General features: G+C 65.5%; 10 protein-coding genes and 1 pseudogene. 7 read left to right on the forward strand and 4 right to left on the reverse strand.

Going from position 1 to position 14,809, the window contains the following annotated elements:
- Positions 1-274 precede the first annotated feature (274 nt).
- Positions 275-715 (forward strand): DUF2231 domain-containing protein, encoded by a 441-nt coding sequence (locus HFK18_RS06220; protein WP_089237509.1) that lies wholly within the window; start codon positions 275-277, stop codon positions 713-715.
- Positions 708-2,018 (forward strand): sorbosone dehydrogenase family protein, encoded by a 1,311-nt coding sequence (locus tag HFK18_RS06225; RefSeq protein ID WP_165378337.1) that lies wholly within the window; start codon positions 708-710, stop codon positions 2,016-2,018. The genes HFK18_RS06220 and HFK18_RS06225 overlap by 8 nt, the downstream gene beginning before the upstream one ends.
- A 49-nt stretch (positions 2,019-2,067) precedes the next feature.
- Here HFK18_RS06225 and HFK18_RS06230 read toward each other — a convergent pair.
- A pseudogene (locus HFK18_RS06230) lies at positions 2,068-2,712 on the reverse strand (exopolysaccharide biosynthesis protein); the annotation flags it as partial.
- A gap of 172 nt (positions 2,713-2,884) precedes the next feature.
- On the opposite strand from HFK18_RS06230, the gene yidA reads away from it, so the two are divergent.
- The 3 genes from yidA to HFK18_RS06245 all read left to right on the forward strand — a co-directional run bounded on the left by yidA (position 2,885) and on the right by HFK18_RS06245 (position 6,898).
- A complete protein-coding gene (yidA, locus tag HFK18_RS06235) occupies positions 2,885-3,718 on the forward strand; it encodes a sugar-phosphatase (RefSeq protein WP_180165142.1) in 834 nt (277 codons plus the stop codon).
- Positions 3,719-4,081: 363 nt separating this feature from the next.
- On the forward strand, positions 4,082-6,397 hold the full coding sequence (locus tag HFK18_RS06240) for a TonB-dependent receptor (protein ID WP_180165144.1): 2,316 nt from the start codon (positions 4,082-4,084) through the stop codon (positions 6,395-6,397).
- A 192-nt stretch (positions 6,398-6,589) separates the two neighbouring features.
- Positions 6,590-6,898 carry a hypothetical protein gene (locus tag HFK18_RS06245; RefSeq protein WP_343202949.1) on the forward strand — a complete coding sequence of 103 codons (309 nt, stop codon included), beginning with the start codon at positions 6,590-6,592 and terminating at the stop codon, positions 6,896-6,898.
- Positions 6,899-6,937: 39 nt separating this feature from the next.
- On the opposite strand, the gene HFK18_RS06250 is transcribed toward HFK18_RS06245, so the two are convergent.
- The 3 genes from HFK18_RS06250 to HFK18_RS06260 all read right to left on the reverse strand — a co-directional run bounded on the left by HFK18_RS06250 (position 6,938) and on the right by HFK18_RS06260 (position 13,375).
- The gene (locus HFK18_RS06250; RefSeq protein WP_180165148.1) at positions 6,938-11,281 is read right to left on the reverse strand and encodes an ATP-binding protein; all 4,344 of its coding nucleotides are present in this window, start codon (positions 11,279-11,281) and stop codon (positions 6,938-6,940) included.
- Between the two features lie 36 nt (positions 11,282-11,317).
- A complete protein-coding gene (locus tag HFK18_RS06255; RefSeq protein WP_180165150.1) occupies positions 11,318-11,770 on the reverse strand; it encodes a hypothetical protein in 453 nt (150 codons plus the stop codon).
- Positions 11,771-11,869: 99 nt separating this feature from the next.
- Positions 11,870-13,375, reverse strand: coding sequence for a YifB family Mg chelatase-like AAA ATPase (locus HFK18_RS06260; RefSeq protein WP_180165152.1), 1,506 nt, complete (start codon positions 13,373-13,375; stop codon positions 11,870-11,872).
- Between the two features lie 183 nt (positions 13,376-13,558).
- Between HFK18_RS06260 and HFK18_RS06265 the strand changes: the two genes are divergently transcribed.
- Both HFK18_RS06265 and HFK18_RS06270 read left to right on the forward strand, forming a co-directional pair.
- Positions 13,559-14,128 (forward strand): TetR/AcrR family transcriptional regulator, encoded by a 570-nt coding sequence (locus tag HFK18_RS06265; RefSeq protein WP_180165154.1) that lies wholly within the window; start codon positions 13,559-13,561, stop codon positions 14,126-14,128.
- 62 nt (positions 14,129-14,190) lie between these two features.
- The gene (locus HFK18_RS06270; protein ID WP_180165156.1) at positions 14,191-14,667 is read left to right on the forward strand and encodes a nuclear transport factor 2 family protein; all 477 of its coding nucleotides are present in this window, start codon (positions 14,191-14,193) and stop codon (positions 14,665-14,667) included.
- The last annotated feature ends 142 nt before the right edge of the window (positions 14,668-14,809 follow it).

Raw genomic sequence — 14,809 nt, forward strand, 5'->3', positions numbered from 1 at the left:
GCGGATCTGCCCCATCGCAACGAGCCAAACGCGACACAACGAACAACCCCCTACCTCTTCACGCAGCCAATGTGCTGATGTGCCAAATGCGTCACAAACACTTATGCCGCCTGGTAATCACGACTGCGCCGCTCTGGCCTGTGCTTCGGTAGTTGCCAACCTTGGTTGGCACCGCGCATCCACGCTTGGCGTGGATCTACCAGGTCATCGCACCCCCTCCCGCCCCCCTGTGCTACTACAGCCCGTGCAGCCCTTCCCCGTACGGAGCACGACCATGGTCAACCCTGTCGCCCAGGCCCACCGCGGCCTCGGCACCACACTCTTCAGCCTGTTGAACCCGATACCGTTCGGCTTCTTCGTGGCCGGCCTCATCTTCGACATCCTCTACCTCAACACCGCTGAAGTGATGTGGGGCAAGTCGGCCGCGTGGCTGATCACCTTCGGCCTGCTGATCGCGATCCTGCCGCGGCTGATCAACCTGTTCGCGGTCTGGCGCCGCAACGGCACCGCCACCGGCACCGACCGCCTCGATTTCCTGCTCAACCTGGTCGCCATCGTGCTGGCCATCTGGAACGCCTTCGTGCACAGCCGCGACGCCTATGCGGCGGCTGTACCGGGCACCCTCCTTTCCGCGCTGACGGTGGCACTGATCGCGCTCGGCTTCATCCTGCTTTCGCTGCAGCAGCCGGTGCTGCAAGGAGCCCGTCATGGCTAAGCGCATCCTGCCCGCCGTGGGCGTGCTCTCACTGGCATTGGCGTTGGCCGCATGTGCCGGCAAGGCCGAATACCACCCGGCCGATCAGTCCGGTGCGCAGCCACCGCTGCCTGCGCCGCAGAACTACCTGATGCCGCCGATGCAGGTGCCCAAGGGCGTGGGCTGGGCCGAGGGCCAGGCACCGTCGGTGGCCGACGGCCTGAAGATCGAACGCATCGCCGCCAACCTGCAGCATCCGCGCCGGCTGCTGTCGCTGCCCAATGGCGATGTGCTGGTGGTGGAAGGCAATGGCCCGGGCGAAGAGCCGGTCACCACGCCCAAGCAATGGATCGCCGGCAAGGTGAAGGCGCGCTCGGGCAAGGCCGGCAAGGGCGGCAACCGGGTCACCCTGCTGCGGCGCACGCCGGGTACCAACGCCTGGACCCAGCATGTGTACATCGAGAACCTGCACTCGCCGTTCGGCATCCAGCTGATCGGCGACACGCTGTATGTAGCCAACACCGGCAACATCATGAAGTACCACTACGTGCCCGGCGAAACCCGCATGTCCGACAAGGGCAGCGAGTTCACCGACCTGCCAAGCACCATCAACCACCACTGGACCAAGGAACTGCTGGCCAGCCGCGATGGCAGCAAGCTGTACGTGGGCGTGGGCTCCAACAGCAACATCACTGAGAACGGCCTGGCCGTCGAGTACCGCCGTGCGGTGGTACTGGAAGTGGACGTGGCCACCAGCGGCAGCCGCATCTACGCCTCGGGCCTGCGCAATCCCACCGGCCTGGACTGGGAGCCGAGCACCGGCAAGCTGTGGGCAGTGGTGAACGAGCGCGATGAGATCGGTGCCGACCTGGTGCCGGATTACCTCACTTCGGTGCAGGAGCACGGCTTCTACGGCTGGCCCTACAGCTACTACGGCCAGCACGTCGACGAGCGCGTGCAGCCGCAGCGGCCGGACCTGGTGGCCAAGGCGATCCGCCCGGACTTTGCCATCGGCTCGCACGTGGCACCGCTGGGCCTGCTGTTCTATACCGGCCAGGCGTTGCCGGCGAAGTACCACGGCGGCGCCTTCATCGGCGAGCACGGCAGCTGGGACCGCTCGCCGTTGAGCGGCTACGAAGTGGTGTACGTGCCGTTCAAGGACGGCAAGCCGGCCGGCCGCCCGGAAGCGGTGGTGAGCGGGTTCGCGTCCAAGGATGAGAAGACGCTGATGGGCGCGCCGGTAGGCATGGCCATCGATGCCGAAGGCGCGTTGCTGGTCGCCGACGATGTGGGCGACGTGGTGTGGCGGGTATCGGCGAAGTAGCCGGCCACCCGCACTTCGCAGGCTTTCTGTAGAGCCGAGCCGATGACCCGCTGCGGAAGCCACTGAACACCGATTCGGCCGCAAACCCTACACCGCCCAGCAGTACGCCGAAGTACACCACCGACGCCACCACGAAGCCGTAGCCGGCCGCCACTGCGGCGCCATCGCGCTGGATGAAGCCGATCGCAAATGACATCAGCGCCAGCGCCGGCAGCGTGTTGCTGAAGGGAATCGGCCCGGCCGGCAGCATCAGCAGGATCGTGGCGAACACCAGCGCCAGGTTGTTCAGCCGCATCATCTTCTTCGAGCGCACCATCGCTGACAGCCGCATCGGCCGAGACAACCGCTCCATCCGGTGCACCCACTTCAGGGCACGGCCCAGGTTGGCCTTCAGCTTGTCGGTGGCGATCTGCTTGTCGGCCAACCGCTGCGGCACCCACAACGGACGATCGCGCACGCGGCTCAGGCCGATCAGCAGGATGGACGCACCGAATACCGTGCTCAGCCCGGGAATCGACACCGGAATCAGGAAGATCGCCGACAGCAGGATCACCACGAGCATCAGGCCCTCGTCGCCCAGTGCATGCAGCAGGGTGCCAACGCGGATATGGTCGCCGGGCAGCCCGTCAATCAGGTCTTCAATCTGCTGGGCAAGCGGGGCGGTGTCGTTGGCGTCAGGCGCTTGGTAGGTCATGCGTCGGAGAAGTGTCCAGGGAAGGGCGGTCGATAGGGCCGTCCTGCGGTGGGGGACGCACAGGCCCCATGAGTATCTCCGGCCAGCGCGGCGCGGAGGTGAACCGGGCATGAGGCCGGCAGTGCCCCGCAGCCTGGCCTAAAATGGGCGTCCCCCGCAATGGTTGAAGATGATGGACATGGGTCGCAGGCAATCGACCATCGAACTGGTCGCCATCGATATGGATGGCACCCTGCTGGACCCCGCCCACAAGCTTACTCCGCGGGTAAAACAGGCCATCGCCGAGGCGCGCGCGCTGGGCGTGCACATCGTGCTGACCAGCGGCCGTCCGGTGCCGGGGCTGGCGCCGTTCCTGCATGAACTTGGCATCGAGGGCGACGACGACTACTGCATCGCCTGCAACGGTGGCCTGGTGCAGCGCATCGGCCCGCGCGAGACAGTGGTCGAGTACCCGCTCAGCTTCGACGACTTCGTGTACTGCGAACAGGTCGCCCGCGAGATCGGCGTACATTTCCAGGCACTGGACGCGCAGCGCATGTACACGCCCAACCAGGACATCAGCATCTACACCGTGGCCGACTCGCATCTTTCGCGCATGCCACTGTCGTACCGCCGCGTGGCCGACATGGACCCGGGCATGTCCTTCATCAAGCTGATGATGATCGACGAACCAGAGGTGCTGGACGCTGCCATCGCGCGCCTGCCAACCGCATTGACCGAGCGTTTCGCGGTGCTGAAGAGCGCGCCGTTCTTCCTGGAAGTATTCGACCGCCAGGCCGGCAAGGGGCCGAGCCTGCAGAAGCTGGCCGAGCACCTGGGCATCGACCGCGCCAACGTGATGGCCATCGGCGACCAGGAAAACGACCTGACCATGCTGCAGTACGCCGGTACCAGCGTGGCGATGGGCAATGCCATCGATGCGGTGAAGGCGACCGCGCGTTTCGAGACCGCGACCAACGCCGATGAAGGCGTGGCCAAGGCGATCGAGCGCTTCGTCCTGCAGTAACCGCACGTCGATCTGCCCAGGTAGTTGCCAACCTTGGTTGGCACACGCAGACGGCAAGCGCCGACCAAGGTCGGCCTCTACCACGCCGGGGCTATACCCACGTATAGCCTGGCCATCCCTATCGCCATTGGCGCTGTACCACGGTGCAATGGCGTATGCGGCAGTGCGATGCAAGAATTCCGCACGTCGAAATCACCCCGCCGCATCACCCGGAAGATCACCGCTTCCATCCGCCTCTGACCGGCGCGCACCGCGCCGTCATTCCTTCATCGCAATCGCCGCCAGCCAGCGCGCCGTACACCGGCGCTGCATCGCGCTGGGCGTGCGCCTGCGCCACTTTTCCCCTGCACCCTGGATCTGGCCATGAACACTCCACCTACGCTTCTTGCCCTGGCGATCGGCACCGCTCTCGTTGCACCACTGCACGCTGCCGAGTCGACCGACGCCGCCCACGACACCCCCACCACCCTGAACGCGCTGCAGGTCATCGCCACGCCGCGCGGTGCCGCTGTCGCCCCCACCCAGGTGGTCGGCCCCAACCGCTACGTCATCAACGCCACCGACCTGGACGCCATGGTGTCCGGCAACAACGGCCTGTCGATGCTGAAGAATGTGCCGGGCGCCAGCTACACCGCCACCGACGGTCTCGGTCTGGATATCTCCGCCACCAGCCTGTTCGTGCGCGGTTTCCGCATGAATGAAATGGGCATCACCTTCGAAGGCGTGCCGCTGAACGACAACGGCTTCCTCTCGCTTACCGGAACCAGCGTGGTCAACGTCGGCGTGCCCGATGGCATCGGCTCGATCACGGTCAGCCCGGGCGGCGCGCCGGTCAGCGTGTTCTCCAGCAGCGTCAACGGCGGCAGCCTCGAGTACCGGCTTGCAGAACTGCAGGACACGCCCAGCCTGCGCATCAAACAGGGCGTAGGCAGCAACAACACGCTGGTCACCACGGTCTCGGGCCAGAGCGGTCAGCTGGGTGAGCACGGCCCGAAGCTGCTGGTCGACCTGCAGCGCGTGTCGGCCGACAAGTACCAGGGCGCCGGCACGCAGAAGTTCCTGCGCGGCGACCTGAAGGCGCAGCAGGATGTGGCGTGGGGTGACTTCACCGTGTTCCTGTCCGACAGCAAGGCCGCGGTGTGGGGCTACAACAACATCTCCTTCGACATGATCCGCAAGCTGGGCTGGAAGGCCGACAGCTTCTATCCGGACTATGCGTGGGCGTACTACGTGGCCTCGCCGGAGAACGCTGACAAATCCTGCGGCGCCTACACCTGCGGTGAGCTGTCCGGACTGATTCCGTACGACACCGGTCAGGTGACCCGTGACCGCGTTGCGTCGATCAACCACCGTTTCCAGATCACGCCCGCGCTCAGTGGCAACGTGCAGCTGTACAACGCCAACAGCCACACCCAGGCCACCTTGACCGACCCGACCGTGCCGTCGCCCAATGGCGCGCCCTTCTCCGAACAGGTGCAGACGCCGCACCTCAATCGCTTGGGCGGCATGTTCAACCTGCAGTTCGAGACCGGTGCCCACACCATCACCACCGGCTTCTGGCAGGAGAAGAGCAAGGCGGCCGCCAAGACCGAGTGGTACCAGCAGCCGCTGCTGGGCGAGGGCAAGCCACTGAAGGCGACCGGGCCGTTCGATGTGTACGGGCCGGCGTTCCAGACCGACAACGTATCGAGCTGGGTGACCCGTTCACGGCAGTTCTACCTGCATGACAACTACGCCGTCACCGACACGCTGGTGCTGGGGCTGGGCTTCAAGGCGGTGGACTTCAGCACCACCGGCGGTGGGATCGGCGATGCGCCGGAGCGGCCGGTGAACGGCACGCTGCGCGCCAAGAGCAACTTCCTGCCGCATGTGTCGCTGTACTGGAGCCCGACCGAACGGACCGATGCCTTCATCGATCTGGCCAACACCCTGAACGGCTATCGCGTGGCCCAGCGCGGCAACATCGGCTACACCGCATCGGCCTGGACCATCACCGACCAGGAAGAGTTCGACCGCGTGGCCGGCACCCTGCGGCCGGAGAAGAACTGGAACCTGACCGTCGGTGCCAGCCATCGCTTCGACCACCTGACGGTGACTGCGGACGTGTTCTACAACGACATCCGCAACCGGCTGCTGTCGGCGGCGATCGGCACCCAGTTCGCACAGATCAATACGGTGAGGTTGATGCCGAAGATGCATGTGATCGGCGCCGACCTCGGCATCACCGCCGACCTCACCGATCATCTGCAGTTCTACCAGGGCATCGCGCTTGCGCGCTCGTACTACGACAGCGATTTCGTGGTGGGCGATACCGTGTACCCGATCAAGGGCAACGCACAGCCGGGCTATCCGCAGCTGTCGCTGGTCAGCGACCTGTCCGCGCACTTTGGCGGTTGGCGTTTCGGTGCCACCAGCACCTCGTACCTGCGCCAGCCCTTCACCTATGAAAACGACATCCGCGTGCCGACGTTCTGGCAGGTCAACGCATACACGGCCTACAAGCTGGGGCCGGACAGCCTGGTGCCGGGGCTGGAGCTGCGGCTGGACGTGAGCAACCTGTTCAACCGCAACAACATCGGCACCGCCACCATCGCCGGTTCGTCGTTCTCGGGGGATTACCAGACCCTGCAGCGCAGCGCACCACGGCAGGTGATGTTCAGCACCTCGATGTCGTTCTGAACTGCGGACCGGGGTCGGATCCCTCTGCCACGCAAAGGGTTCCGACCCCACCCGCTGTTTGCACGATCTGCACTGATTTCGTGGCACCAGCGCAAGGTTCCCACAATGTTGCTGGGTCATCCTGTACGCATGGCACAGCAGAACCCCCGTTTTCCTCCGGTCCGCAGACGCGCCCATGGACGTCCGCGTCCGGTGCCGTTCGCGGCACCGGCGGTCGACCTGGAGGCCGAGTACCAGTTCTGGCAGGTCTATGACCGCGTGGTCCGCCCCTTGCCCGGGGGCGGGTTCCGCCTGGCCTGGCTGGTGCTGCAGTCCGTGTACCGGGCGCGGGCGCGCTATCCCGACGACACCCACAAGCTCGCGCTGTCACGCGTGCTGTTCGGCGCGAACATGACCGCCGACCGCGCCGCCGAGCTGGAGGAACTGTACGCGCTCGTCAGCCGCCGGCTGGCGGCAGTGGCGGTACGCGGCCAGGATCCCCTCCGCATGATGGGATCCTGATCCGTCCCGCATCACCCACCACGCGTGCCATCGCCCCCGTCAGCTGACCTTGCAGGGCATGCAGATCCGTCCCACCCCGCCGGCACCGGCGCGCAGGTCAGGGTCGAAGAACTCCTCCTGGCTGCGGATCTGCCCACAGCGGCTGCAGACCTTCTTTTCCTTCGACTCCAGCCCCTGCACCTGCTCGATCACCTGATCGACCGCAGCCGAGCGGATTTCCGTACCGGCCACTTCAATCAGGCGATAGAGCCGGTCGGACAGGGTCTGCACCGGGTCGCTGCCGAGATTGAAGCGGTTGATGCGCAGGAAGCGATAGCCGTAGCTTTCCAGCGTCAGCTGGCGCTCGACATCGGCCTCCACCAGATAGCGCTCGTGGTTGCCCACATGCACCGGCTTGTCGCGGCGGAAATGGAACTCGAAGCCGTCGTACTCGATCACGATCTGCAGCGCGCCGCGCACGGTCTGCACGGTCACCAGGAAGTCCACGCGCCACGCCGGATGCTGGTAGGTCGGGTCGAGCTGGCGCAGGTAGTCGCCCACCGGGAACTGCGGAATGATCTCGACCGCATCGCCATGGGCAAGCACGAACGGCGTCTGCTGCAGCCACTGCAGCACCTTCGATTCCATCGGGCTGCGCGCGTCGGTCTGCGCGGCGTCGGGCGCGGGGCGTTCCAACTGGCTGGCGTAGTAACGCAGCGCATTGCCGATCGCACCGCGGAACGCATCGACCGGCATCGAATGGACGAACCAGATCGCCTCCTGCGCACGGGAGAAGCCGACATTCAGGCGCTGCACCTTCAACTTGTCCTCCACCGCATCCACCGCGCCGGTCAGGCTGACCGGGAAGATGTAGTTCAGCGCATCCTGGCCGACGGTCGCCACCATCGAATAGAAGATCAGCCCGCGCTCCTCACCCTGGCAGGAGTCGACCGTCATTACCTTCAGCCGCAGCCGCTCTTCGAACTCGCGGCCGCGCGGATGGTTGAACAACGCCTTGGACAACAGTGTCTGCTGCTCGCGGAACGGCGTGATGATGCCCACCGTGGGCGGTGCCTCCGTATCCAGCAGTTCAACCAGGCGCTCGGCAATGAACGCCGCTTCGGCGTCGTTGGTGCTGCGGCTGGTGCGGTGCCCGCTGGCATCGACCTGGCTGAAGCGGATCACCTCCTGCAGCGGCCGGCTGCGGATCTTCAGTGCCTGCAACTGGTGGTTGTAGAAGGTGGAGGACGAGAACCCGATCAGTTCCGCATAGCTGCGGAAGTGCTTGCGCAGCATCACCGAGTACGAGGCCGAGAGCGAGCAGAACTCCAGCACCGAGCGCTTCACATCGAACATGGCCAACCGTTCCAGCACGTCGGCCTGCTGGCTGACGTTGGCGCGGAAGTAGTTGACCAGGTCCGAGCGGTACTTGTCGTTCAGCGCGATGCTGGCGTTGGCCGCCTTGACGTTGGAGAACTGCTTGGAGTCGCCCAGCACCACCACCTTGCGCGCGCGCAGCAGCGCCGGCAGCGCCTGCGCCACCGATACCTGCGAGCCTTCATCGATCACCAGCACGTCGAACAGGTCCGGCGCCAGCGGCATGTACTCGCCGAACTCGCGGATGCTGGCGATCATCACCGGGAACGACTCGCGCACGCTCTCGAACTTGTCCACCGGGAATTTCTGCCGGTTGGCAATCACGCCTGCCAACGCCCGCGCGTCGGCGCGGTGATGGTCCATGAAGCTGATCAGGCGCCCATCCACGTGGGCATTCATCACCGAGGTGTTCAGGCGTTCCAGCTTGGTCTTGGTGCCGACATAGTCGTACTGCGGTGCGTCGACGAAGGCCTTGCGCGTGGCCATCCAGCCCTGCAGGAAGCGCAGGGTCAGCGCCCACAGCGCGGGATCGTCCTTCGGCTCGGCCAGCAGGGTCTCGACGATGGCCGGATTGAGCCGCGCCAGCAGGGTCATTGCCTGCCGTGCAACCGCCGCACCCGGTCCCGGCGCGGCGCCGTGGGCGATCTGCCGGTAGCTGGCAGGCAGCTGTGCGCCCAGGCCTTCGGCCTCCAGCTTCATGCGCAGCGCGTTTGCGCCCTGCACGATGGCCTGCAGGGCCGCTGCATCGTGCTTGAGCAGCAGTGGCCGGGTGGTGCCCAGCTGGTTGAGCTGTAGTTCCAGCCCGCGTACCGCATTGCCGCGCAGCAGATAGCCCAGCACCGGCATCTTCAGCTGCTGGTGCTGCAGCAGGATCGTACCCAGCAGCCGTACCTGTTCGGCATCCAACGACTCGAACAGCTCCCAGCCGTCGACCGGTCGGTCGGCAAGGAAGGCCGTTGTCACTGCATCGCGACGGATGCGCTCGTCCAGCGACGCCGGGGTGTAGTCGGTGCTGCCGAACAGGTCGGCCAGATAGGTTTCAAGCACGTCCGCCTGCGCAGCCACCGTTTCCAGCTCGGCCAGCACGTTGGCATCCATCACCGCATGCACCTGCTGCAATACCGCAGGTGCGCGTTCGCCCAGTTCCGCTTCCTGCTCGTGCATGGCCTTCACGGCGGCAAGCGAGACACGCCCCAGCGTCTGCACGGTGCTGGAGATGGCCTGCCGCAGGGTCTGTGCGGTGTCCTGGCGCTCGCTCTCAAGAGCGGGCTGGTTGGCCTTCATGGCCTTGGCGAAGGCCGAAATCTGGCTGATGGTGCCGGTGGAGGTCAGGCGCTTGAAGTTCGCTGCCTGCTGGCCCAGCCGCAGGATGGGGTTGGGGAAATCGCGATCATGGCGGACCCGGCTCATCGCATCGGACAGCTTGTCGTACACCACGTCCAGCGCTTCTGTCTTGTCCGACAGCACCAGGCAGCTCTTCTTGTTGAACGCACAGTCGGCGGCAATGGCGGTAATGGTGTGCGACTTGCCGGTGCCGGGTGGGCCTTCGACCACCACGATCCGCCCCTGCGGCTCGCGCACGGCCAGCAGGATCTTGCGCTGCTCTTCATTCAACGGGATGGGCGAATCGAACACCATGCGCTCCACCAGCGGCAGCGCATCCCAGGCCGATTCCACCCGCTCCCCGATCGGCTCGGGATTGCGCATCAGCACGCCTTCCACCATGCCGTGGAACAGATCCACCAGCTTCGACCCGCCATTGCGGGCCTGGTCGATGATCTCTTCGAAATCGTTCAGCAGCGCCTCGTCGGCGCGCTCGAACGCAGCCAGGTGCAGCGCAGGCGACAGCGCCACGGTGGCGGTGGACGCCTCGCTGGCGGACGAGGACAGCGAGACTTCACCGCCCAGATCCACCGCATTGGCCACCTGGCGGAACAGAGATGCCGCCACTTCAAACAGGCTTTGTGCCGGGTCGAGGTACTGGATGCGCTCCTGGATCGGCGATACCCACTCGCGCGCCATGCCCACCGCCAGCTCCTGCAGCACGAAGTCGATCGCGCGGCGGTTGGCGAACAGACGGTTGCTGAGCGTCAGGGTGTAACCGGACCCATCCTTGGCCCGCACCACGTCCAGCGGCAGGTAGAACACCGGGTACTGCACGCCCGCGTACTTCAGCGTGCCCACGTAGAGATACAGCTGCAGGCCATCGCCGGTGGCGACATAGGTTTCCAGGTCGCGGAATTCATGGAAGGCATCGGCCGCCACGAAGTTCTCGAAGAACGCCATCAGCGCGCTGATCGTGCCGTCGCGGGTCAACTGGTGCTCGCAGGCCAGCTGCAGCGGCAGCTCGTCGCCGGTGGCCAGCAGGCGCGCCAGCACTTCCGGCAGCGTCTGGTACAGATCGACAACGGAGCGGGTGACCAGGTCCGATTCCGCCGCGTGCAGCGAATCCATCACCCAGTACGCCTGGCCCTGCAGTGGACCGGCCAGATGCGCGATCAGCGGCCGCACCACCTGCACGCACATCGCATCCACCAGGGTGCCCTGCACCGATTCCACCCAGGCTTCCGGGTCTTCCAGCGCACCTGCCATGCTGGAACGTGCCTTGTCCAGCACGGTTACGCGCACCGTGGCGATGGCGGTCTCGGTGATCGCGTTGACCTGCTCTTCGACGATGCGGCGCAGCGTCGCGCTGATCGGCCGGGTATAGCTGCGCGGGCCGATGGCGAACGACAGCTCCTCGCCGGAGGGCCGGCTGAGCAGCTTCCACAGCTCCTTGTCCAACGCCGGGTAGGGCGCGGTGCGCATGCCTGCGCGGAAGCCGGAATCGCTGGTGAGCACGATGCGGCGCCGCGGGGCCTGCGCGCGCTTGAAATCGGACTCGAGGAAATCGCGGAAGTACTGCGAGATCCGCACCGCGATTTCGCGCATCTTCGTTTCACCCACTGACCCGCCGCCAGTCGCCGCAGGTGTCAGCGGGGTGGATGCATCGGAGGTCGGCAGGTGCGGCGGCTGGGGAGTGCTCATGAATGACTGGGCGGGCACCTGACAAGGCAGGCACCGCTAGGGGCTGGGTCCTGCATGGTCGCACGCGTCGCCCACGGCGGGGAGGGGGCCAACGCCCTCCTGTACCGACGGCAGGATCATGTGCGCCGTCAGCGATCGCCAGAACAGCGATTCGTCGTAGCTGTCGAAGTCGGTCCGGACCAGAATCGGCGACGGCAGGCCCTGCGCGCGCAGGCGCAGGCGGATGCTGGCCACTTCTTCGCTCAGCCCCATGCCGAACAGCACCAGCTGTACCTTCGCATCCCGCAGCACGAACGACTCCTGCAGGCGCTTGCCGAGGCCAGCCGCCAGGAACGTTCCCACCAGGTCGTAGTTGCGCCACTCCAGCACCGACAGGCCGCTGTCCACGCTGTAGATCGATTCCATGCGGATCAGGCCGCGCCGTCCTATCGTCCGTGATATCCGCTGACGGGCGGCTTCCTGCCCGCCCATGATGAGCATCCTGAGCAAACCGCGTCTCCTTGTGTATGGGCTCGAGGAAATGGTCAGGGCGCAGGTGGCATGGCAGATATCAGATGAATCTGATTCCTTCCTGGATGCAGTGGCGCGCTAAGTACCTGGCTTGCCCCGATCCAGCTGCCGGTAGCCGATGGCCTCGGCCAGGTGCGCGGTCTGGATGCTCTGGCTTTCGGCAAGATCGGCAATCGTGCGTGCCACGCGCAGGATGCGATGCATCGCCCGCGCTGAAAGCTGCAGTCGCTCGATGGCCTGCTCCAGCAGGCCCTGGTCGGCTTCACTCAAGCGCGTGCACGCGCGCAGGGCAGCAGGCGGCAGGTGCGCGTTGAGGCCACCACGCGCCTGTTGCCGCGCGTGCGCCGCTTCCACCCGCATACGTACGCTGGCGCTGGGCTCGCCCAGCGGTGTGCTCTCGCGCAGCTCCACCGCATCCATGCGGCTCACGTTTATGTGCAGGTCGATGCGGTCCAGCAACGGGCCTGACACCCGCGCGCGGTAGCGGGTGATGCGCTCGTCGCTGCACAGGCAGCGGTTGCTGCGGTCGCCGGCCCAGCCGCAGGGGCATGGGTTCATCGCCGCCACCAGTTGAAAACGCGCGGGATAGACCACGCTGCGCGCCGCGCGGGAGATGCGGATGTGGCCTGATTCCAGCGGCTCGCGCAGAGTTTCCAGCGCGCTGCGGTTCCACTCCGGCAGTTCATCCAGGAACAGCACGCCGTGATGGGCCAGCGAAATCTCGCCGGGGCAGGGCGGATTACCGCCACCCACCAACGCCGCCGCGCTCGCACTGTGGTGCGGCGCCCGGAACGGCCGCTGCCGCCAACGCTTCGGGTCCAGCCCTTCGCCGCTGACCGAGGTGATGGCCGCCAACTGCAGGGCATCGATCTCTTCGGAATCCGGCAGCAGGCTGGGCAGGCGCGAGGCCAGCAGGGTCTTGCCGCAGCCGGGGCTGCCGATCAGCAACAGATGATGGCCACCGGCCGCCGCCACTTCCAACGCCCGGCGCGCGAGCGCCTGCCCGCGCACGTCTGCCAGATCGGGCAGCGGCAAAGGTGTGGTGTCCACGCGTTCCACCTGTGGCAGCAGGCGCGGGTTGCCCAGCCCCGCACAGCATTCCAGCAGGGTACGCGCCACGCGCACATCGGCGTGCTGGGCCAGCGCGGCTTCGGCAGCGTTACCCGGCGGCACGATCAGGATGCGCCCGGCTTCGGCGGCGGCGATGGCGGCGGGCAGCGCGCCGGACACCGGGCGCAGCTCGCCGGTCAGGCCCAGCTCGCCGAGGAACTCGTATTGCAGCAGCGACTGCGGATCGACCTGGCCACTGGCGGCGAGGATGCCCAAGGCAATCGCCAGGTCATAGCGACCACCTTCCTTGGGCAGGTCGGCCGGGGCCAGGTTCAAGGTGATGCGTCGTTGTGGAAAATCGAAGCGCGCGCAGAGCAGCGCGGCACGCACGCGCTCGCGCGACTCACGCACGCTGGTCTCTGCCAGGCCGACAATCTGGGTAACCGGCAGACCGCCAGAGAGATGTACCTCGATGCGCACCAGCGGGGCGTCGACCCCGGCGCGGGCACGGCTGTGGACCAGCGCCAGGCTCATGTGTGGTTTCCTGCGGACAGACGCTCGATGGTGCGGTAGGCGGTCTGCGGGTGCTATCGGGGCTTGCAGGTGATGCGCCTAGGTGGATTCTGGCCCGCAGGCCACGCCCACGCGTAATGCGCTGCCGTATGACCCAACAAACTACGTGTTGACAAGGTAGAACGAGCGTTCTACCTTGGCGCTATGGACAAGCCCATGACCGACACCAAGCAGAAGATCCTGGCAACGGTCGAAGCGCTGATCTATCAGAACGGTATCCATGCCACGGGCATGGACCTGCTGGTGAAGACCTCCGGCGTCGCCCGCAAGAGCATCTACCGTCATTTCGAAAACAAGGACGAGGTCGCAGCCGCTGCATTGAGTGCGCGCGACGTGCGTTGGCTCGACTGGTTCATGCAGGAATGCAACAAGGCCGATGGCCCCGAAGAACGCATCCTGCGCATGTTCACCGTGCTCAAGGGGTGGTTCCAGTCGGAAGGCTACCGCGGCTGTGCATTCATCAACACCGCAGGCGAAGTCGGAAATCCCGATGATCCGATCCGGGTGATCGCCAAGCACCATAAACGGAAACTGCTCGACTACACGCTTGAGCTCACAGGCCAGCTGGACATCAAGCAGCCGGCCACTCTGGCACGGCAACTGCTGGTGCTGGTGGAAGGCGCAATCACCATATCGCGCGTAATGGGCGACTACGACGCCGCAGACAATGCAAGAGACGTCGCGCAGTTGCTGCTGAAACAGGCCACGCGTTAGCGCCGGGCGACACCGAATCCGTTGAAGCAACCCGTTCATCCATTTTGACTGGAGGTCACACCGTGTCCGCTGCTGAAACCCGTCCCCCGCTTCCCCCCTTCACCCTTGAATCGGCGATCCAGAAGGTTCGCCTTGCCGAAGATGGTTGGAACACCCGCGATGCCGACAAGGTCGCGCTTGCCTACTCGCTCGACACCACGTGGCGTAATCGTGCCGAGTTTACCGACGGTCGGGAGGAAGCCCGGCAGTTCCTTGCGCGCAAATGGAAGAAGGAGCTGGAGTACCGCCTGATCAAGGAACTATGGGCCTTTACCGGGAACCGTATCGCCGTGCGCTATGCGTACGAATGGCGCGACGATTCCGGCAACTGGTTCCGCTCGTATGGAAACGAGAACTGGGAATTCGGGGGGGACGGTTTGATGGCGCGTCGCTTCTCCTGCATCAACGACATGCCCATCAAGGAAAGCGAGCGCAAGTTCCACTGGCCGCTAGGGCGTCGCCCGGATGATCATCCGGCGCTGTGCGATCTGGGCATGTAATCGACCTGGGCCTGCTGCACTCGCCTTCGCACTGGCGCAGGAACCCAGCTCCCCAGCGCATCAGATCAGTCCCCTGGCTTCCTTCAAAGCCGCGACAATCCATGCTTGCAGCGGAGGTCTATTTGGTCAGGCATAGAACTAT

Origin of the sequence: Stenotrophomonas sp. SbOxS2, assembly GCF_013416715.1 — a bacterium.
Taxonomy (GTDB): domain Bacteria; phylum Pseudomonadota; class Gammaproteobacteria; order Xanthomonadales; family Xanthomonadaceae; genus Stenotrophomonas; species Stenotrophomonas lactitubi.

Coding starts and splice junctions, on each gene's coding strand:
- HFK18_RS06220 (WP_089237509.1), top strand. CDS start 275: ATGGTCAACCCTGTCGCCCAGGCCCACCGCGGCCTCGGCACCACACTC.
- HFK18_RS06250 (WP_180165148.1), bottom strand. CDS start 11,281: ATGAGCACTCCCCAGCCGCCGCACCTGCCGACCTCCGATGCATCCACC.
- HFK18_RS06265 (WP_180165154.1), top strand. CDS start 13,559: ATGGACAAGCCCATGACCGACACCAAGCAGAAGATCCTGGCAACGGTC.
- HFK18_RS06225 (WP_165378337.1), top strand. CDS start 708: ATGGCTAAGCGCATCCTGCCCGCCGTGGGCGTGCTCTCACTGGCATTG.
- HFK18_RS06240 (WP_180165144.1), top strand. CDS start 4,082: ATGAACACTCCACCTACGCTTCTTGCCCTGGCGATCGGCACCGCTCTC.
- HFK18_RS06260 (WP_180165152.1), bottom strand. CDS start 13,375: ATGAGCCTGGCGCTGGTCCACAGCCGTGCCCGCGCCGGGGTCGACGCC.
- yidA (WP_180165142.1), top strand. CDS start 2,885: ATGGACATGGGTCGCAGGCAATCGACCATCGAACTGGTCGCCATCGAT.